Origin of the sequence: Paractinoplanes ferrugineus (assembly GCF_016862195.1) — a bacterium.
Classification (GTDB): domain Bacteria; phylum Actinomycetota; class Actinomycetes; order Mycobacteriales; family Micromonosporaceae; genus Actinoplanes; species Actinoplanes ferrugineus.
Window position 1 is genome coordinate 247,380 of the sequence record NZ_BOMM01000047.1, and the last position, 19,877, is coordinate 267,256.

Consider the following 19,877-nt stretch of genomic DNA (forward strand, 5'->3'; position numbering starts at 1 on the left):
CGGTCACCCCGGCACACCGGAGAGGCGGTGCGCGAGGCCGCTGCGGACCGCGGGCACTCGGGCCAGGGTGGACAGTACGGCGTTGCGGATCGGGCGCACCGGCGCGGGCACGGTGGCGAGGCGGGTCAGCCGGGCCGCGAATCCGACCACCTGGCGCGCGGCGACGAGCCGTTCCGCGGCGTACCGGTCAAGCGGTTCCTCCGATCCGGAGGTCAACGTGTCGACGAGGGCGTCCGCCAGGGCGAGGGCGTCCTTGATCCCGAGGTTCATGCCCTGGCCCCCGGCGGGGCTGTGCACATGCCCGGCGTCCCCGGCGAGCAGCACCGGTCCGGCCCGGAAGGTCTCCGCGACGCGATGATGGACCCGGAACCGGGAACTCCACGTCACCTCGGTGACGCGGGCCGGGATCCGGACGGGTCCGCGGTCACGCAGGAGCGCTTGGACATATTCGGGTTCCGCTCGTTCGGGCGCGTCGGCGGCGGCGGCCACGATCCGCACGGTCCCGTCGGGCAGCGGTGCCCACACGAGCAGGCCGGCCCGGGAGAAGTACAGCACGACCTCGTCGCGCGGTGGGCCCCCGTGCACCCGTACGTCCGCCAGGGCGAATGAGTCTCCCCCGGAGCTCGTGGCCGGCGGCGAGCCGGCGCCGATGCCCGCGAGGCGGCGGATGGTGCTGTTCATACCGTCGGCCGCGACCACGTAGCGGGCGGCGATCTGCTCGCCGGTGGCGAAGGTGACCGTTGCCCCGGAAAGGCCGACCGCTTCGTGGCCGCGGGCCACCCGCCCGCCTGCGGCGGTCAGCCGGTCGTCGAGTATCGCCTCGGTGGTCGATTGCGGAACCATCAGGGCGTACGGGTACGGCGTGGGCAAGGCGCCGAACGTGATCGGCGCGAGGACGCGATCACGGTCTCTGATGGTGAACCGCGGCGCCGGGAGCCCGGCCGCGACCAGCGGCCGCGCCGCTCCGATGCGCTCCAGCACCTCGAGCGTACGGGCGTGCACGACGGCGGCCCGGCTGGTGTGCGCGGTCGTGGCCGATCGGTCGACGACGATCACGTCCACGCCGGCGCCTTGCAGAGCGGCCGCCGTGGCCAGCCCGACCGGGCCGGCTCCGACGACGAGTACGTCGGTGGTGGAGGGACGCATGGAACACCTGCCAACGATTGTTTGCCAACACTTGTTGGCATGACTGTAGGCGGGCGGGCCGATACAGTCAACAAGCGTTGGCATATGCTGGCGGCGTGACCGACGAACGACCGCGGCGCTCCGACGCCACCCGGGCCGCCATCCTGCGCGCGGCCAAGGAGCGGTTCGCCGCGGACGGGTACGAACGGGCCACCATCCGCGCGATCGCGGCCGACGCGGCCATCGACCCCTCCATGGTGATGCGCTATTACGGCAGCAAGGAGCGCCTGTTCGCGGCCGCGGCGGAGTTCGACCTGCGCCTGCCCGAGCTGTCCGGCACCCCGGCGGCAGAGGTCGCCTCGATGCTTCTCACGCATTTCCTCGAACGCTGGGAGGACGACGAGACGTTGACCGCGCTGCTGCGGGCCAGCGTGACCAACCAGGCCGCCGCCGACCGCATGCGGGAGATCTTCACGGCCCAGCTGGTGCCGGTCGTCGAGCAACTGCACACCGATCAACCGCGGGTACGGGCCGGCCTCGTCGCCTCGCAAATCCTCGGCCTGGCCCTGTGCCGGTACGTACTGGCGCTCGCTCCGATGGCCACGATGAGCCGCCCCGAGACGATCGCCTGGATCGCCCCGACCGTGCAGCGCTACCTGCTCGGCCCGTACCCCGCGGACGTCACCGCAGGCTGACGCATCTGTCCCGCCTCGCCCGCCAAGACGAGCACGGCGGGCCCGGCACGGCTGCGATAAAGCTCCGAGAGCAACCACCAGACGTTGCGGGTCAGCCCGGCCCGAACCAGCGCAGCCGCGAACGGCCCGGGGCGTGTGCGACACCAGGGCTCGACTACCGAACCGACTTGCTCCCGTCCTGCACCTCGGAAAGCTCAGCGTGGAAACCTTCGAAGCGGAACGTTCCAGCAGACACGATGACGGCCGGGTCAGCGCCGCGCGCAACGATCGACAGCGCCCTCGTTCGACCGCAGTGGAGACAACTGGTTCCCCATCTGAAACTCGCGTTTCAGCTCAGGCCAGGGCTCCGCCGACCGATGGGGACATCGTGAGGCCGAGCATCTCAGCTGGGGGCGGCGCCGCGAATCCGATTACTGATCCGGTTCGCTTGCAGATCCTGCACGACACCCACTTGCTGGATACCGCCGAGGCGGTGCCCTCGCTGGACCGGCTCACCCGGCTGGTGGCCCGCTTGACCGGGGCACCGGTGGCGCTGGTCTCCCTGGTCGACAAGGACCGGCAGTTCTTCGCCAGCGCCGTAGGTCTCGACCCCCCATTGGCCGCCGAACGGCAGACCCCGTTGTCGCAGTCATGGTGCAAGCACCTGGTCACCAGGGACGGACCGTTGATCATCGAGGATGCCGCCGCGGATCCACTCGTGTGCGACAGCCTCACCGACGGCACGATCGCCCTCCGGTCGTACGCGGGTTTTCCGTTGCTCGCCCCCGGCGGACAGGTCCTCGGATCGTTCTGTGTCGCCGACGTCTGCCCCCGTGACTGGACGGACGCCGAGGTGTCGGTGATACGGGACCTGGCCGGCGCCGCATCCACGGAGATCGCCCTGCGGCTGGCCCATGCCGACCGATCGAACACGGCGGAACGACTGCAGGCCGTGCTGGACGGGATGCAGGACGCCTTTGTGACCATCGACATGGACGGCGCCGTCACGGCGTGGAACGCCGCAGCGGAACGCCTCTTCGGCCGGCCGGCCGATGCGGTGATCGGGAGACCAGTCACCGAACTGATCGTCTCACCGCGATTTCGGCCGGCGCATGAACGGGGCTTCGCGGCCGCCCGCATCAACGGGACGTTGACCAAGGCCGGTCAGCGTCTCGAGGTCCCCGCGATCGATGACACCGGCCGCGAGTTTCCGGTCGAAATGCTGCTACAAGTCGGGCGTGAGCACGGTAAGCCGGTGTTTCACGCCTTCATCCACGACATCAGTGACCGCAAAGCCGCTCAGCAACAGCTGGAGTACGAGCGAACCTTCCTGCAATCCCTGCTGGACAGTCTCGACACCGGTGTCGTGGCCTGCGACAGGGGCGGCAACCTAGTGTTGTTCAATCGCGCTCTCCGCGGAGCCGGGCACGCGGTCGAGCACCTCGAAAAGGCCGGTAAGTGGCCCGATCCGTATCAGCAATTCGCCGCGGACGGCCGGCGTCAATTGCTCCCGGAGGAGGAGCCGTTGAACAAGGCGTTCGCCGGAATCGACGTCCAGGGCGAAGAATTGATCATTCGCATTCCCGGGGAGTCACCACGCCGCTTCTTGGCCAACGGCCGCCGCATCGATGCTGCGGACGGGCAACCGCTAGGGGCGGTAGTCGCGATGCACGACATCACCGAACAACATCGCCTGGAGACCTTCCGAGCCGCGCAACACGCCGTCGCTCGCGCCCTGGCCGACGCCGAAAACGCGGAAGACGCCGCCGCGACCACGGTCGCGGCGGTCGCCGAGGCCTTCGGCTGGGCCTGCGGGGAGTACTGGCACGTCCACGACGGCGTCGACGGCGGCTCCGGACGGATCGTGCGGTTCTGCTCCTGGGTGGCGCCCGGAGCAGGGCTATCGGCATTCACCGGTGACCAATCGATCAGCCTTCACCATGGCGAAGGACTGGCCGGGAAGGTCTGGGCGACCGGTCACGCCCGGTGGATCCGTGACGTGCAGGCGGACACCGACGATTTCACCCGCCGACGTGAAGCCCAGCAGGCCGGCTTGCACGCCGCAATCGGCCTGCCCGTTCGTAGCGGCCGACGCGTCCTCGGGGTGCTCACCTTCTTCGCGGAAACCATCGAGGACGATGGCGAACTCCTGGCCGTGCTCGAAGGCATCTGCGCCTACATCGGTCAGCACATCGAACGACGCCGAGCCGACGACCTCACTCTCGCCCTGGCCGCTGCACGACGCGACTTCAACCGGGTCATCGAGCGTGTCAACGACTTCGTCTGGACCGTCGGAATCGCCGACGGCACCGTTTACCTGGTCTACGCCAGTCCGAACAGCGCCGGTGTATTCGGCGATGCCCTGCCCACCGACGGTGATGTGGCGGCTTCGGTGGCTGACCGCGTACACCCGGACGATCTACCCATGTTCCACCGGTTCCGCCGCAGCCTCGCCGACACGCAAGAGGCTCAGGTCGAGTTCCGTATCCGCGCCGCCGATGGCCGCACTCGATGGATCTGGACCCGAGCGACCACCCGCCGCGACGGTGCGAGCCTGTTCGTCGACGGCATCAGCACCGATATCACCGAACGCCGTCAGCTCGCCGAGCAACGCGAACAGCTCGTGGCCCAGCAGAAGCAGCAACTCGACCGGCTCCGCGAACTCGATCGGATGAAGGACGAACTCGTCGCCGTGGTGAGCCATGAACTGTGCAATCCCATCGCGACCATCCGCAGCTACGCCGAGATGCTGTTCGATGATGTCGGCCTCGACGCCGACGCCCGTAACTCCATCGAGGTGATCGACCGCCACAGCGCCCGGCTTCAGGAGATCGTCAACGACTTGCTCGACCTCGCCCGCCTCGATGCGGGACACGTGACGATCATGCCGGCTCTGACATCACTGACTTCGTTGATCGCCCAAGCGGTCGACGACCACCGAGGCCGGGCCGACGCCAAGCGGATCGGGTTCGTCGTCGACCTTCCGCAGAACCTACCCGTCCGAGCCGACCCTGCCCGGTTGCGCCAGGTCTTCGACAACTTGATAGCCAATGCGATCAAGTACACCCTGGACGACGGCACCATCAAGATCGTCGCCGGAGTCGCCGACGGCAGAATACTCGTGGATATCACCGACAACGGTATCGGTATTCCCGCGGACCAATATCACCGCCTGTTCAGTCGGTTCTTCCGCGCTACCACCGCAACCCAGCACGGCATCAAGGGCACCGGTCTCGGCCTTGCCATCGTCAAAGCCATCGTCACCGCGCACGACGGTACGATCACCGCTCATCCCGCCGCCGGTGGCGGCACCACCTTCACCATGGAATTGCCGGTCGCAACCGTCACCCCCGCGGGAGAAACGCGGACCTGATGTCCGGCCTGGCTCCCGCGGGTGGATCGAGCCCGGTCAGCGCCGCACGGTATCGGCGTCCCAGACATCGGGGACGCCGTCGGCGTCGGTGTCTCGTGCTTCAGCCGCGCATGCCCTCCGGTAATGGCTGTTACGTGTCCGCAGCACCACCATGGCAAGCAGCGCTGAGATCAGCGACCCGGCAAGGATGCCGATGCGGGCGTGTTCGTCCTTCTCGGTGCCGACCCCGAAGGCGAGTTCACCGATCAGTAATGACACGGTGAACCCGATCCCCGCCAGCAGTGCCAGGCCGAGCACGTCCCACCAGCTCACCCCGTCGCCGAGGGTGGCCCGGGTGAACCGTTGCACCAGCCATGTCGACCCGAGCACCCCGACGCATTTCCCGACCACCAGCCCCAGCACGACGCCGACGGTGACCGGGTCACGCACCGTCGCGCCGAGCCCACCGGCACCGGCTACCGACACCCCGGCCGCGAAGAACGCGAAGACCGGCACCGCGAACCCGGCCGACACCGGCCGCCACCGGTGCTCGAAGTGCTCCGCGAGACCGGGCCCGTCCCGGTCCCCGCGGCGGACCACCGGGACCATGAAGCCCAGCAGCACTCCCGCGACAGTGGCATGGACACCGGAGGCGTGCACCAGCCCCCAGGTTGCCGCGGCCAGGGGTAGCAGCAGCCACCAGGAGCGGACCCGCCGCTGCACCAGGACCGCGAAGAGGCCCAGTGGCACCAGCGCCGCGGCCAGCGGCAGCAGGTGCAGCGAGCTGGTGTAGAACACCGCGATGATCAGGATCGCGAGCAGGTCGTCGACCACCGCCAGGGTGAGCAGGAAGGTTCGCAGCGCGGCCGGCAGGTGCGTGGCGATGACCGCGAGCACAGCCAGCGCGAAGGCGATGTCGGTGGCGGTGGGGATCGCCCATCCTCGCACCGCTCCCCCGACCGTCCCGGCGTTGACCGCCGCGTAGATCAGCGCGGGTGCGGCCATGCCGCCGGCCGCGGCGGCGACCGGCAGCACCGCCCGACGCGGATCACGCAGGTCCCCGGCCACGAATTCTCGTTTCAACTCGAGACCGGCGACGAAGAAGAAAATCGCCAGGAGCCCGTCGGCCGCCCACTGCGCCAACGTCAGATCCAGGTGCAGCAGGTGCGGGCCGGCCTTGAACCCGATCAGATCCTGGTAACCCGACGACCACGGCGAGTTCGCCCACAGCAGCGCGAGGACGGCGGCGCCGAGCAGCAGAGCACCACCGACGGTTTCCGTGCGCAGGATGTCGCCGATGCGGCTGGCCTCAGGCCAACTGCCGCGACTGAAAAGGTGCCGTTGGGGGCGGGTCGGGGTCGGGGTCGGGGCCACAGAACTCCTCCGGGGAAACGAGCACGACGGTAACCTCGCCGACCAGACTTCCCGGCACACCTGAACAGCATCCTACCGTGCCGCCCCGGGACCGACGGCCGTTCCCGTGTGCTTGAGGTATGCCTGGTAGGAGGATCGATCCGGGGGTGGGTGCGTGACGGCCGCGAGGGATGCCGGCGTCGATCTACCTGCTCCGGCTGTGCCCGCGGCGCCGCGGCACAGTCCGGCGTCGGCGGCGCCGCGGGCATTCGGATGAGCGGCGCCGCCGGGTCGGCGGGGACGCTGGGGGTGGCGTCGGTGGCCGCGTTCGGGCTGGCGTGGTTGTCGGCGGTGGCCGGGTTCGGGGGCGGGGTGCTGTTGCTACCGGTCTTCACCGGCCTGTTCGGGTTGCGTACGGCGGTGCCGGTGCTGACGTTGACGCAGCTGTCCGGCAACGCCTCGCGGGTGTGGCTCAACCGCGAGGCACTGCGATGGCCGATCATCGGACGGTTCGCGGCCGGTGCGGTCCCCGGCGCGGTGGCCGGTGGTCTGCTGCTGTCCCATGCACCACCGGCCGGACTGCCGTGGCTGCTCGGCGTGTTCCTGCTCGTGATGGTGGTGTGGCGGCGGGTCCGCCCGCGACCGCGACCGCCGGGCCGATGGACGTTCACGACGGTCGGGGCCGGCTCGGGGCTCGGATCGGCGTTGCTCGGCTCGGTCGGGCCGTTGACCGCGCCGTTCTTCCTGGCCGCCGGGTCGACCCGCGCGGCGTACATCGGCTCGGAGGCGGCCTGCGCTCTGCTCGTGCACGTGAGCAAGCTGCTCGCCTACGGCGCCGGAGCGCTGCTGAACGGCCGGGTGCTGCTGCTCGGACTGGTCCTGACCCCGGCGACGCTGGCCGGCACGTGGGCCGGCAAGCAGACCGTGGGACGGGTCAGCGACCGGGTGTTCGTCCGGCTGGTGGAAGCCGGCCTGCTGGCGGCCGCCCTCCTGCTGATCATCCGGGGCTGACCGACCTCGCGTGCGCGCGGCGTCAAGCACCAGACCCCTGTCAGCACCGAGCAGCGGGCACTGAGCTCGCCGGCTCGCCGGCGCACTCCGCAGCGACAGAGTCTTGCGACCCGTTGTCCGCGGTGGCAGGCTGCAGTGGCTATTGCACGCAACCCCGTTGCGAGGACGCCATGACTGCCGACGGCGACTTGACGTTTCCTGATCTGCCCCGGCTGGAGCTCGACGAACTCCTGACCCAGCTGGTCGAACGAGCGCAGGAGGTCATGTCGACCCAGGGCCGACTCCGTGGATTGCTCAAGGCCAACCAGGCCCTGCTGTCCGACCTCGAGGTGCGCCCGCTGCTGCAGCGTCTCGCCGTCTCGGCCCGCGAACTCGTCGGCGCCCGATATGCCGCACTCGGCATCCTGGACGGCAACGGCGGACTGGCCGAGTTCATCCACACCGGCATGCCCACCGACGCGGTGCAGGCGATCGGTCCTCTGCCGCGGGGCAAAGGCCTGCTCGGCGCGATCATCGACAACCCGCAGCCGATCCGGCTCGACGACATCGCGGCCCACCTCCATTCGGTGGGGTTCCCGCCGGGCCATCCGCCGATGAAGAGCTTCCTGGGCGTGCCGATCCGCATCCGCGACGAGGTGTTCGGCAACCTCTATTTCACCGACAGCCACAACGGGAGTTTCTCCAGCGACGACGAGGAGCTCGCGGTCGCGCTCGCCGCCACCGCCGCCGTAGTGATCAACAACGCCCGGCACTACGAGACCAGCCGGCGGCGCGGTGACTGGCTCGCGGCCACCGCGACGATCACCCGTGACATGCTCAGCACCACGGAGGAGTCCTCGCCGCTGAAAGCCATCGCGGAACACGCCTACCGGCTCGCCGACGCCGATCTCGTCGCCGTGCTCCTGCCGGCCGACCCCGACCGCACCGCGTTGCTCGTGGACACAGCGATCGGCGGTTCCGCCACCGGCACAGCGGCCCGGACCCTTATCGGGTCCCGCACCGAGGTGGACGACACTCTCTGCGGCCACGTGCTGGTCACCGGCTCGCCGGTGCGGCTCGACGACGCCACCGAGCGGTCCGGCCTGCCGCCTACGGTCCTGGCCGAGAGCCTCGACGTCGGCCCGGTGCTGGTCGCTCCGCTCATCGGATCGGAGCAGGCCCGCGGGGTGCTGACGGTGGCCCGCCTCCCCGGACGCCCGCCGTTCAGGACCGACGACCTCGAGCTCACCGCAGCCTTCGCCAACCAGGCCTCCGTGGCGCTCGAACTCGCCGAGGCGCGCATGGAACGCGACCGCATGACCCTTCTGGACGAACGCGACCGTATCGCTGCCGACCTGCACGACCACATCATCCAGCGCCTGTTCGCCGCCGGGCTGACTCTGCAGGCAGTGGCCGCCCGGATGGGCGGACATCCGGCGATCCCGCGTATCACCGGTGTGATCGACGAGCTCGATGACACGATCGCTCAGATCCGCACCACCATCTTCGCCATCCAGCAGACCGCCACCGCGACGCCGGAGGGCTTACGCGCTCGCGTCCTCGGCCTGGTCACCGAGTCCGCTGCGATCCTCGGTTTCCCGCCCGCGTTGCGCTTCAGCGGACCGGTGGACACCCTGATGGCGGACGCCACCGACCCCGGTGGCCTGGCCGACGACCTCAGCGCCGTGCTGCGCGAGAGCCTCAGCAACGTCGCCCGGCACGCGCACGCCGGCCGGGTCGAGGTGGAGGTCGCCGTCCACGCCGGCCCGGAGATCCGGCTGTCGGTGCGGGTGAGCGACAACGGCATCGGCACCGGCACCGGCACTCGCCGCAGCGGCCTCGCCAACCTGCGCCAGCGCGCCGAACGACGCGGCGGCAGCTTCACCCTGACCTCGAACACACCCTCGGGAACCTGCGTGGAGTGGTCGGTGCCGGTCGACTGAGACCGCGGGCCGTCGTCTCTGCTCGACGCCGAGCACCGGCACGCCCCGGGGTAACGCTCAGGAGTCGCGCAGCCAGACGCGAAGTGGGCCGAGCGTCGTGAAGCCGCCGGCGAGTGCGTGCGCGAGGTCGTCACCGTGCTGGTAGCCGATCAGGGGGACGCCGGGGAAGCTGTCGGCAGCTGCGGTGATCGCCGATGACCAAGCGACGTCGGCGTCGCTGTCGTCGACAGTGAAGACGTTGGAAATGCCGACCACCCCGGAGCTGTCATTCAAGACGGCACCCGCGCGGAGGTCGTCGCCGAGGTGAAGGCCGACCACCAGTACAGCCGGGTCGTCCAGCAGTTCTGGCCGGAAGACGTCCGGGGCATTGCCGCCGCCGTGCCAGGCTGTCTGCCAGATCCGCAGCTGGGCCGCCGTGGAGATGCGCTCGGCGCGCAGGTTCGGTTTCGAGGGCGCGGCCAGTTCCGGTCGGCGGTGGATCCACTGGGCCGTGAAGAGCTCGACGAAGCCGTATGGAACGAGGTCGAGAGCGGCGAAGCTGTCCTTGACGGAGCACCCGGGCGAGGCAGTATCGATCTCGGACAGAAAGTCCGCGGGCGCCGCGTCGGGCTGCAGGGTGACAGCGTCCGGGTAGTACGGCGGCGTGCGGTCGGAACTGCGCCAAGCTTTCTCGCTGAAGGTGTGTGCCAAGCCGTGGGAGTCGCCGACGGCGGCGCACCAGTCGGCGTTGTTTCTGGCTGCGGCAACAATGACAGGCGGAGTCTCGGGGGAGGTCACCCGGGGTAGGTTGACACAGAGCAGGATCGACCGCATGGCACTTTCCGGCTGCCGCTCTCTGCGCTGGGCCGGAAGCCTCTGGTGAATGGGCCAACAGCGATGAATGGTGACGTCAGGTGACCACTGCGCCGGCCGGAGGACCGCAGCGGTCGCCATCACCGAAGATCTCTTCCAGGAAGGGCCGCCGCCCGTGGTGCATGGGCGGCGGCCACCGTTCTCGTCTCACTTGCCGCGGACCACGGTCACCGGGCAGTGCGCGTGCTGAACGCAGAGCTGACTCACCGAGCCGAGCAGCGTACCCGCGAACGCGCCGTGCCCGCGGGAGCCGACGACCAGCAGGGCTGCGTGCGCCGACGCGTCGATCAGCACCTGAGCCGGATGCCCGGGCATCGTGGACTCGACCACTTGGATCGGTGGTGAATCGATCCCGACGGCTTCCTGAACCACCTCGGCGAGAAGCTTGCCGGCGGCGGCACCGAAGTCCTCGTACGAGATCAGGCCCCAACTCGGGTAGGTGGGAATCTCCCAGGCGATGATGGCCCGCACCCGGGCGCCGGTCAGTCGCGCCTGACCGATCGCCCATCGCAGAGCCGCTTTGGCCGGAACGGACCCGTCGACGCCGACGATGATGTCCGAGTCCCGGACTTTGTCGATGTGCACACCTTCAGACATCGCGAACCTCCTTCTGGCCACCCTCCTTCGCGCCGGCAACTCCGACCAGAGTCGGTCGGCCTTTACGGGACAGGGGTCGCTGTCCCATGTCGATAGTCGCCGAGACGCGTAGTGACCGAAGTCCCGGGCGATCGGGCCGCAAGGCCGCATCGCCTTCCCGGCCGGGAAGGCAATGTCGAAGGTACGGACATCGACAAGGGAGGACACCATGACCACCACCGGCCGGGGCTCGGCCACCCACCTGGAAAAGGTGGAGGCACCCGGCTCCATGCTCACCAAGACGGCCGCCAGGAGCCTCGCCGTCCTACGCATCTCCACCGGCCTGCTGTTCCTCTGGGCATTCCTCGACAAAACACTCGGCTGGGGCTACGCGACCCCGTCAGCACGTGCCTGGATCAACGGCGGCTCCCCCACCAAAGGCTTCCTCTCCACCGTCGACGCCGGCCCGAGCTGGCTGCAGACCCTCTTCCACGACATCGCCGGTAACCCCTGGACGGACTGGCTGTTCATGCTCGGCCTGCTCGGCACCGGCATCGCCTTCCTCCTCGGCATCGGCATGCGCATCGCCGCCGGCGCCGCCGTCGCCATGATGGCACTGATGTGGATCGCCGAATGGCCGCTGGACAAGACCACCGCCGCCGGCAAACCGAGCGGCTCCACCAACCCGATCGTCGACTACCACTTCATCTACGCCGTCACCGCTGTCGTCCTGTCCCTGACCTACGCCGGACACACCTGGGGCCTCGGCCGCTGGTGGGCCTCGCAATCCTTCGTGCAGAAGAACCGCTGGCTCATCTGAGCACCAACCAGCCCCGCCCGGCCCGAGCGGGCCGAGCGGGCCGGGCGGCGGGCAACGACGCGGAGGTGAGCAATGATCTATCACATCGAAGACCGGGTCTTGACTGCCCAGGACACCGTGGTCAGCCGGGCCAGCATGCCGGTCGCTCAGCTTCCTGAATGGATAGCGAGCGTGTATGCGCAGGTTCGTCACTACCTGAGCGACCGGGGTGTCCGGGCGGACGGACCGCCTTTCGCTCGCTACGCCCTGCACGAGGGCGTCGTCGACGTGGAGGCCGGATTCCCGGTCCTGGGCTCGGTGGTCGGGAACGGGCGCATCACGGCTTCGCGGCTGCCCGGCGGACCGGCGGCGGTCACCACCCACTTCGGCCGGTACGAAGACATCGGTGGAGCCCACGAGGCCGTCCACGACTGGTTGACCGAGCGAGGCCTCGAGCACGCGGGACCGCATTGGGAGGTGTACTACACCAACCCCGCAGCCCAGCCGGACACCGACACCTGGAGCACCGATGTGGTGTGGCCCTACCGGGACGCGGCCGGGCGAAGATCTCCCGCCGGGTCCGGCAGCCGGGACAGAGGTGAGGAGGCGTAACACCATGACACCGCTCGAATTGGCCGCTCGTACCGCGCAGCGCGCGCCGTCGATCCTCAACACCCAGCCGTGGACCTGGCGGATCACCGGAAACGTGATGGAACTGTCAGCCGATCCGGACCGCCGGATCGGCAGTATCGATCCGGATGGGCGCCTGTTGCTGCTCAGTTGCGGCGCCGCCCTGCACCACGCCCGCATCGCTTTGAACTCGGCGGGCTGGGCGACGACGGTGGACCGGCTGCCCGACCAGGAGCGGCCGGATCTACTGGCGCGCATCCGTCTCACCGGTGAGACGACACCGGATCCCGAGGACTGGCGGATGGCGGCGGCCATCCGCCGGCGCCGCACCGATCGGCGCGCCTTCGCCGACGAGCCGGTGAGCGACTTCGAGCTGACCAAGCTGCGCCGGTTCGTCGAGTCGGAGGGCACCTATCTGCACGTGGTGCGACCCGACCAACTGCCGATGCTGGCCGCCTGCGTGCGCGATCTTGCGCCGGGCAGCCAGGTCGCGGTGCCCGCCGACGCGGCCCGCGACCGGGGCGCCGCTTACGTCGTTCTCTTCGGGGTGGACAGTCAGCCCCTGGACCTTCTGCGGGCCGGTGAGGCACTGTCCGCCTTGCTGCTGCTCGCCACCGCCGATGGATTGGCAACGGCGCCGCTCAGTGACGCGGTCGAGATCGCGTGGCCCCACCAGCTGCTGCGCGGTCTGCTCGCCGGCCTGGGCGAACCCTATGTGGCGGTGCGACTGGGCCACGCCCGGAACCGTGAGCCGCTTCCCCCGGTTCCGCGCCGAGACCCGCGCGACGTCATCGCGATCACCGATTGACCGTTCCGGCATGAGCAAGGCGAGCCCGGCCGGGACATTCGACTCTGGTCGCAGCGACGCCACCGGCATATTACGAAGAAGGAACCGCAACCGGACGAAGAGGAGCGCAACGGAGAAGGAGCATCCCATGTCCAGGTACGTCTACGACTTCATCGACGGCCACAAGGACCGCAAAGACCTGCTCGGCGGAAAGGGCGCGAACCTCGCCGAGATGACCCGGATGGGTCTGCCCGTTCCGCCGGGCTTCACCATCACCACCGACACCTGCCGCGAGTACCTGGCCACCGGGTCCATGCCCACCGGGCTCCTCGCGGAGGTCGAGCACCACCTGCGCCAACTGCAGGCGGCCGCGGGCCGCACCTTCGGCGACCCGGCCGACCCGCTGTTGCTGTCGGTCCGCTCCGGGGCCAAGTTCTCCATGCCCGGGATGATGGAGACGATCCTCGACATCGGGCTCAACGACACCACCGTGGCCGGACTGGCCCGGCGCAGCGGTGACGAACGGTTCGCCTGGGACTCCTATCGCCGACTCATTCAGATGTTCGGCAGGACAGTGTTCGGCGTGCCCGGCGACGAGTTCGAGGCGCCACTCGGCGCGGCCCGGGCGTCCGCCGGCGTGGTCTGCGACGCGGAACTGGCCGCCCCGGCACTGCGGGACCTGGTGGAGGCGGACAAGAAGATCTTCCATTCGTTCACCGGCCGGGACTTCCCGCAGGCTCCGCACGAGCAGCTGTTCCTCGCGATCAGCGCGGTGTTCCGGTCATGGAACGCCGAGCGGGCCGTGCTCTATCGCCGCCAGGAACGCATCCCCCAGGACCTGGGCACCGCCGTCAACGTGATGGCCATGGTCTTCGGCAACCGCGGCGAGAACTCCGGAACCGGGGTGGCCTTCACCCGCGACCCGGCCACCGGGCGGCGTGGCGTCTACGGCGACTACCTTCCCAACGCCCAGGGCGAGGACGTCGTCGCCGGCATCCGCAACACCGTCGCCCTGAGCGAGCTCGCCGACATCGACCCGAGCAGCTACCGGCAGCTGCTGGCGATCATGCAGCGGCTCGAACAGCGCTATCAGGATCTGTGCGACATCGAGTTCACCATCGAGAACGGCAAGCTGTGGATGTTGCAGACGAGGGTCGGCAAACGCACGCCGGCAGCCGCTTTCGTCATCGCCGCGCAACTGCTCGACGAGGGCACGATCACCCTCGACGAGGCGCTCCAACGGGTCACCGGCGCGCAGCTCGCCCACCTGATGTTCCCCGGCTTCGACCGATCCGCGGCCCCGGCACCGCTGGCCACCGGCGTGCCGGCATCGCCCGGTGCCTCGGTCGGCGCGATCGTTCTCGACTCCGCCGCCGCGGTCGCCGCGACGGGTCCGGTCATCCTGGTCCGCCGGGAGACCGACCCCGACGACCTGCCCGGCATGATCGCCGCCCAAGGCGTTCTGACCAGCCACGGCGGGAAGACCTCACACGCGGCCGTGGTCGCCCGAGGCATGGGCAAGACGTGCGTCTGCGGTGCCGAGGCCCTCGACATCGGCGACGACCAGGTGACGGTCGCCGGTCGCACGCTGCGCGCCGGTGACGTCATCTCGATCGACGGGACCACCGGCCACATCTACCTCGGCGCCGTCGCGGTGCGTCCGTCGAAGGTCGTCCGCTATTTCGAGGGCGAACTGACCGCATCCGGCGATCCGCTGCTCTCCGCCGTCGAACGACTCATGATCCACGCCGACCGCACCGCCCGGATCGAGGTCCACGCCAACGCCGACAACGGCCCGGACGCGCGGCGAGCGGCACGGTTCGGCGCCACCGGGATCGGCCTGTGCCGCACCGAGCACATGTTCCTCGGCGACCGCCGGGTGCTTATCGAGCGGTTGATCCTGCAGCAGAGCCAGGAGGCGCTCGACGCACTGCTGCCGCTTCAGCGTGCGGACTTCGAGCAGATCCTTGAGGCGATGGACGGAGCCCCGGTCACCATCCGGCTCATCGACCCACCACTGCACGAATTCCTGCCCGCGGTGGAGGACCTGATCGCGAACGTTGCTCGTGCGCAGGCCCTGGGTGCGGACCCGGGGCATGACGGTGCCCTGCTGACGGCCGTGCGGCGCATACACGAGCGGAACCCGATGCTGGGCCTGCGCGGCGTACGCCTCGGCCTCGTGCTTCCCGGCCTGTTCGCGATGCAGGTCCGGGCGGTCGCGGAGGCCGCCGCCGCGCGGGTCGCCGCGGGCGGCGACCCGCGGCCGGAGATCATGGTTCCGCTGGTCGGTGCCGTGCAGGAGCTTGAGACGGTACGGGCGGAGGCCGAACGGATCGTGGCATCGGTCCCGGGCGCGCCCCCGATCCGGATCGGCACCATGATCGAGGTCCCGAGAGCGGCGCTGACCGCCGGCCAGATCGCCTCGGCAGCCGAGTTCTTCTCGTTCGGCACCAACGACCTCACCCAGATGACGTGGGGTTTCTCCCGCGACGACGTCGAGGGTGCCTTCTTCGGCCGTTACCTGGAGCTCGGTATCTTCGCCGTCTCCCCGTTCGAGACGATCGACCGCGACGGCGTGGGTGAACTCGTACGCATCGCCGTCGAACGGGGCCGCGCGGCCCGGCCGGGTCTGACCATCGGGGTCTGCGGCGAACACGGCGGAGACCCCGCTTCGGTGCGGTTCTTCGCCGACGCCGGCCTGGACTACGTGTCCTGTTCCCCGTTCCGGGTCCCGGTCGCCCGGCTCGAAGCCGGCCGCGCCGGTCTTGCCTGCACCAACGGGTCCGACAGCAGATGACCCACGATCGACGACCGGCCGTCAGGTGCTCGATGTGGCGGCCGGTCGGATGCCCACATCAGATCGTACTGAGGCCGTTTGCCCGGTTCAGGACCTATGGCTGATTAATTAGTCAGTTGGCTGCACCACCGGGCGAGGGGACGCAAGATCGGGTAGAGACGAACGCGAGAGTGGGTGAGGGTATTGCTGAAAGAACTTCCGGGGCGGCGGGTGCGGGTGCGCCCCGGTCCGACGACGGAACCCATGGTGGCGGGTTTCGGCGGCGAAGAGATCCTGGACGCCGTTCAGGCCAACATCTTCCTGGCCGATCTGAACTTCAGTCTGGTTTATGCGAGTCCGAAGGCGCTGGAGACGTTACGGGTGATCGGTCCGGAGATCGAACGCGTATTCCACGTCTCCGTGGCCGACATCCTCGGCGGCAGCATTCATCGCTTCCACCGGGACCCGGGCCGCATCGAAGCGATCCTGACCGACCCGCGGTTCCAGCCGCGGGACGCGGTGTTCAGCTTCGGGTCGATCACCCTCGACACCCACATCAACCAGATCCGCCGGGCCGGTACGGTCGTCGGCTACGTGGTGGCCTGGGAGGACATCAGTGACCGCGTCGCGGCGGAGAACCAGGCCCAACTGATGACCGGCCGCTTGGAGGAGACGATCGGCAAGACCCAGCGGGTGAGTGCTTCGCTGCATGCTGTATCCACGGCCATGGGGGAGATGACAGATGCCGTCAACGAGATCTCCCGGACCGGCAACGGCGCCGCCGAAGTCGTCACCAACGCGGTCACCGCGATCGGAAGTGCCTCCGAGACGATGACTCGGCTCGGCGACGCCTCGGGCCGGATCGACGACATGGTCACGACGATCTCGTCGATCGCTCGGCAGACCAATCTGCTCGCCCTGAACGCGACGATCGAGGCGGCCCGAGCGGGTGCGGCCGGCAAGGGCTTCGCCGTGGTCGCCGGCGAGGTCAAGGACCTGTCCAGCGCGACCCAGGCGGCAACCGAGCAGATCGGCGAACTCGTCGGCAACATCCAGCAGCTCAGTCAGGCCGCGGCCGCGGAGATGCAGAAGATCGCCTCGATCGTCGACGTCGTCCAAGGAAACCAGAGCGCCGTCGCGGCGGCCGTGGAGCAGCAGACCGCCACCAGCCAGGAAATCGCCCGCGGCCTGGACAACGCCGCGCAGGACGCGGCCGCGGTCACCCGGGAGGTATCCGAATTCCTCCGTCAGGACTCCTGACGACAAACCGGGCACGACGCATGCGACCGCTCTCGTTTCGCACCCGACCGGTTCCGCCGACCGCCCGTTTCCTCGCCGATCGCAGCGGATGATATGCACGGGATCGGGCAGGGGAGTCGAGATGGACGTGGCCGAGGCGGCGAGGCTGACGGCATTGCGCGAGTACGGACTACTCGACGGGCCGGCCGACGGCGAGTTGCAGGCAGTCGTCCGGTTGGCGGCCGCCGCGGTGCGAGTGCCGTTCGCGGCGGTCAACCTGATCGACGAGCACCTGCAGTGCCAGCTGACGACGGTCGGCTTCGCCGCGGCGCAGACGCGGCGCGCGGATTCGATGTGTGCGCTGCATTTCCGGACCGGGAAGGTCTTCTGGACTCCCGATGCCAGTGACCACGCCGACTTCGCGGACAGCCCGTGGGTCGACGGCACCCTGGGCAAGGTCCGGTTCTACGCGTCGGTCCCGTTGGTCACCCCCGGCGGCTACGCCCTCGGTTCCTTCTGCGTCTTCGACTCCGAGGCGCGACAGATCGGTACGGCGGAACTCGCACTGCTCGGGGACGCCGCGACGGCCCTGATGACCATGTTCGAACGCCATCGCGAGACTCGCGTCTACGGAGAGCTGGCGGCACAGGCCGAACGGCAGAGCGTCGCCCTCGCCGAAGCGCTGCGCGAGACCGAGGTCCGGCGGGCTTTCACCGACGCCCTCCTCGAGACGGTGGACGTCGGCATCGTCGCCGCCGACGCCACCGGTCACTTGACGCTGTTCAACCGTGCGGCCCGGGACAGCCACGGTATCGACGCCGACCCCGCCCTCAAGCCCGATCAGCACGCCGCCCACTACAGCCTGTTCGCCACGGACGGGTTGACCCCACTCGCACCCGCCGAGGTTCCACTCGCGCGAGCCCTGCAGAACGGCAGTGTGCGAGATGCCGAGTTCGTGGTCGCCCCCCAGCACCGTCCCGCCGTCCGGCTGGTGGCCTCAGGCCGCGCCTTGACCAGTGCGGACGGCGAGGTGCTGGGCGCCGTCGTGGTCCAACGAGACGTCACCGACGAGCGTGCTCAGGCGGAGGTGCTCGCGAAGCAGGCCGCCCGCGAGACCGAACGCCTGCGCGCCACGATCGCGGTACAGCGGGAACTCACCGGGGCCGCGACCGATCGAGCTCGGCTGCTCGACCTGGTCACCGAGCGGGTCTGTGACATCTTCGGCAACTGCCGGGACGTCATCGTGGGATTGCTCGACGGCACGACGTTGCGGGCCGGAGCGGTCAGCCCGGGCCTGAGACACCTGATCGGCATCGAAGTGGGCACGGCGGGCACATCGCTGTCCGGCGAGGCGGTCCGCACCGGGACCACGCTGCGCACCGGCAACGCGCCGGCCGATCCGCGGTCCGACAAAGCCGTGTGCGAGGCCGCCGACATCATGTCCATGATGTCCGCGCCCCTGTTCAGCGGTGACCGCGTGATCGGGGCGGTCACCCTGATCGCCGGGGTCGTCGACGCCTTCGACGAGAACGACGAGCAACAACTCACCCTCCTCGCCGACGCCTTCAGCGCGGCCCTGCGCCAAGCCGACGACACCGCCCGCAAGACCGCGTTGCTGAACCGGACGACCGAGGCGCTGACCGCGCTGGAGGCCAGCGAGACACGTTTCCGGCTCAGCTTCGACCAGTCGCCGCTCGGCATGGCGCTGACCGGCCTGCACGGCCCGGAAAGCGGAACCTTCCTGCAGGCCAACCCGGCGCTCGCCGCCATCACCGGATACCCGATCGATGTGCTGACCGGCATGAACGTACGCGACCTGCAGCACCCCGACGATGTACCCGGCACTGTCGAGGCCTTGGCGGCCCTGGCCACCGGACGCGTGCAACAGATGACCTTCGACAAGCGATATCGGCACGCCGACGGCCACTACATCTGGGTACGCCTGCATACCGCCGTCGCGCACGACGACACCGCACAACCGGCTTATCTGGTCACGCAGATCGAGGACATCGATGCCGAACGCGCCGCCGCCGGCCAGCTGGCCGAACGTGCCCAGCTGCTCGACCTGACCCAGGACGCGGTGATCGTGCGCTCGTTGAACGGAGAGATCCGGTTCTGGAACACCGCCGCCGAACGTATCTACGGCTGGCCGGCACAGGTCGCCCACGGTCACGACTTCGACCGGCTGCTGGACACCACCTGGACCGACGGTACCACCCGGGCCGAGGTCGACGCCGCCCTGCGTGAACACGGGCTGTGGGCCGGCGAGGTCGAACACCGCCGGGCCGACGGCCGCCGGGTCGTCCTGCTCTCCCGTAAGGCCTTGCAGCGTGGCGCCGACGGCCAGCCGATCGGGGTTCTGTCCATCAACACCGACATCACCGCACGCCGCACCGCCGAACTCGCCCTGACCGCCAGCGAACGACGTTTCCGGTCGCAGTTCGAGCACTCGACCGTCGGTCAGATGATCCGGGCCCTCGACGACACGATCGAGGACGTCAACCCGGCATTCGCCGCCATGCTCGGCTACACCCCCGCGCAGCTGATCGGCAGCCCCGCCGCCCGCGTGTTCGACCCCACCCGCACCGACGCGCGGCAGCGGGCGCTGGCTGCCATGTTCGCCGGCGAAAAGGACTCCGTCAGCCGCGAAGGTCACCTCGTCAAGGCCGACGGCACCCTACTCGACGTGCACCTCAACATCTCCGCGGTCCGGGACGTGCAGGGCCGTCCGCAGCGCTTCGTCGGCATCTTCCAGGACATCACCGACCGCAGGACCGCCGA

13 protein-coding genes and 3 pseudogenes are annotated in these 19,877 nt (G+C 69.4%); 12 read left to right on the forward strand and 4 right to left on the reverse strand.

The window, feature by feature from the left end; all coding sequences use genetic code 11:
• Positions 1-3: 3 nt before the first annotated feature.
• Positions 4-1,146, reverse strand: a complete 1,143-nt coding sequence (locus Afe05nite_RS25545; protein ID WP_203819732.1) for an FAD-dependent oxidoreductase — start codon at positions 1,144-1,146, stop codon at positions 4-6.
• Positions 1,147-1,241: 95 nt separating this feature from the next.
• On the opposite strand from Afe05nite_RS25545, the gene Afe05nite_RS25550 reads away from it, so the two are divergent.
• Together Afe05nite_RS25550 and Afe05nite_RS25555 are read left to right on the forward strand one after the other, a co-directional pair.
• On the forward strand, positions 1,242-1,820 hold the full coding sequence (locus Afe05nite_RS25550; protein ID WP_203819733.1) for a TetR/AcrR family transcriptional regulator: 579 nt from the start codon (positions 1,242-1,244) through the stop codon (positions 1,818-1,820).
• 427 nt (positions 1,821-2,247) lie between these two features.
• Positions 2,248-5,172 carry a PAS domain S-box protein gene (locus tag Afe05nite_RS25555; RefSeq protein ID WP_203819734.1) on the forward strand — a complete coding sequence of 975 codons (2,925 nt, stop codon included), beginning with the start codon at positions 2,248-2,250 and terminating at the stop codon, positions 5,170-5,172.
• 36 nt (positions 5,173-5,208) lie between these two features.
• Here the strand turns inward: Afe05nite_RS25555 and nhaA are convergent, their stop codons facing one another.
• Positions 5,209-6,525, reverse strand: coding sequence for a Na+/H+ antiporter NhaA (nhaA, locus tag Afe05nite_RS25560; RefSeq protein ID WP_203819735.1), 1,317 nt, complete (start codon positions 6,523-6,525; stop codon positions 5,209-5,211).
• A 252-nt stretch (positions 6,526-6,777) separates the two neighbouring features.
• Between nhaA and Afe05nite_RS25565 the strand changes: the two genes are divergently transcribed.
• Together Afe05nite_RS25565 and Afe05nite_RS25570 are read left to right on the forward strand one after the other, a co-directional pair.
• Positions 6,778-7,515: a sulfite exporter TauE/SafE family protein gene (locus Afe05nite_RS25565; RefSeq protein ID WP_203819736.1), complete on the forward strand. Its 738-nt coding sequence runs from the start codon at positions 6,778-6,780 to the stop codon at positions 7,513-7,515.
• Between the two features lie 170 nt (positions 7,516-7,685).
• Positions 7,686-9,437: a sensor histidine kinase gene (locus Afe05nite_RS25570; RefSeq protein ID WP_203819737.1), complete on the forward strand. Its 1,752-nt coding sequence runs from the start codon at positions 7,686-7,688 to the stop codon at positions 9,435-9,437.
• 57 nt (positions 9,438-9,494) lie between these two features.
• Here the strand turns inward: Afe05nite_RS25570 and Afe05nite_RS25575 are convergent, their stop codons facing one another.
• Positions 9,495-10,214, reverse strand: a complete 720-nt coding sequence (locus tag Afe05nite_RS25575) for a hypothetical protein (RefSeq protein ID WP_203819738.1) — start codon at positions 10,212-10,214, stop codon at positions 9,495-9,497.
• A 222-nt stretch (positions 10,215-10,436) separates the two neighbouring features.
• Positions 10,437-10,886: a universal stress protein gene (locus tag Afe05nite_RS25580; RefSeq protein ID WP_203819739.1), complete on the reverse strand. Its 450-nt coding sequence runs from the start codon at positions 10,884-10,886 to the stop codon at positions 10,437-10,439.
• Between the two features lie 208 nt (positions 10,887-11,094).
• On the opposite strand from Afe05nite_RS25580, the gene Afe05nite_RS25585 reads away from it, so the two are divergent.
• The 8 genes and pseudogenes from Afe05nite_RS25585 to Afe05nite_RS45140 all read left to right on the forward strand — a co-directional run.
• Positions 11,095-11,685: a hypothetical protein gene (locus tag Afe05nite_RS25585; protein ID WP_203819740.1), complete on the forward strand. Its 591-nt coding sequence runs from the start codon at positions 11,095-11,097 to the stop codon at positions 11,683-11,685.
• Between the two features lie 72 nt (positions 11,686-11,757).
• Positions 11,758-12,276: a GyrI-like domain-containing protein gene (locus Afe05nite_RS25590; RefSeq protein WP_203819741.1), complete on the forward strand. Its 519-nt coding sequence runs from the start codon at positions 11,758-11,760 to the stop codon at positions 12,274-12,276.
• Between the two features lie 4 nt (positions 12,277-12,280).
• Positions 12,281-13,102, forward strand: a complete 822-nt coding sequence (locus tag Afe05nite_RS25595) for a nitroreductase (RefSeq protein WP_203819742.1) — start codon at positions 12,281-12,283, stop codon at positions 13,100-13,102.
• A gap of 127 nt (positions 13,103-13,229) precedes the next feature.
• Positions 13,230-15,878 carry a pyruvate, phosphate dikinase gene (gene ppdK, locus Afe05nite_RS25600; RefSeq protein ID WP_203819743.1) on the forward strand — a complete coding sequence of 883 codons (2,649 nt, stop codon included), beginning with the start codon at positions 13,230-13,232 and terminating at the stop codon, positions 15,876-15,878.
• A gap of 183 nt (positions 15,879-16,061) precedes the next feature.
• Positions 16,062-17,117, forward strand: a complete 1,056-nt coding sequence (locus Afe05nite_RS25605; protein ID WP_203819744.1) for a methyl-accepting chemotaxis protein — start codon at positions 16,062-16,064, stop codon at positions 17,115-17,117.
• Between the two features lie 121 nt (positions 17,118-17,238).
• Positions 17,239-17,676, forward strand: a pseudogene (locus tag Afe05nite_RS45130) (GAF domain-containing protein); the annotation flags it as partial.
• Between the two features lie 18 nt (positions 17,677-17,694).
• A pseudogene (locus Afe05nite_RS45135) lies at positions 17,695-18,663 on the forward strand (GAF domain-containing protein); the annotation flags it as partial.
• A gap of 93 nt (positions 18,664-18,756) precedes the next feature.
• Positions 18,757-19,872 (forward strand): annotated as a pseudogene (locus tag Afe05nite_RS45140) (PAS domain-containing protein); the annotation flags it as partial.
• Positions 19,873-19,877: the final 5 nt, after the last annotated feature.

Excerpts from the sequence above, each read along its gene's own strand:
- Afe05nite_RS25580 (WP_203819739.1), bottom strand. The coding sequence starts at position 10,886 with ATGTCTGAAGGTGTGCACATCGACAAAGTCCGGGACTCGGACATCATC.
- Afe05nite_RS25590 (WP_203819741.1), top strand. The coding sequence starts at position 11,758 with ATGATCTATCACATCGAAGACCGGGTCTTGACTGCCCAGGACACCGTG.
- Afe05nite_RS25570 (WP_203819737.1), top strand. The coding sequence starts at position 7,686 with ATGACTGCCGACGGCGACTTGACGTTTCCTGATCTGCCCCGGCTGGAG.
- ppdK (WP_203819743.1), top strand. The coding sequence starts at position 13,230 with ATGTCCAGGTACGTCTACGACTTCATCGACGGCCACAAGGACCGCAAA.
- Afe05nite_RS25595 (WP_203819742.1), top strand. The coding sequence starts at position 12,281 with ATGACACCGCTCGAATTGGCCGCTCGTACCGCGCAGCGCGCGCCGTCG.
- Afe05nite_RS25565 (WP_203819736.1), top strand. The coding sequence starts at position 6,778 with ATGAGCGGCGCCGCCGGGTCGGCGGGGACGCTGGGGGTGGCGTCGGTG.
- Afe05nite_RS25545 (WP_203819732.1), bottom strand. The coding sequence starts at position 1,146 with ATGCGTCCCTCCACCACCGACGTACTCGTCGTCGGAGCCGGCCCGGTC.
- Afe05nite_RS25585 (WP_203819740.1), top strand. The coding sequence starts at position 11,095 with ATGACCACCACCGGCCGGGGCTCGGCCACCCACCTGGAAAAGGTGGAG.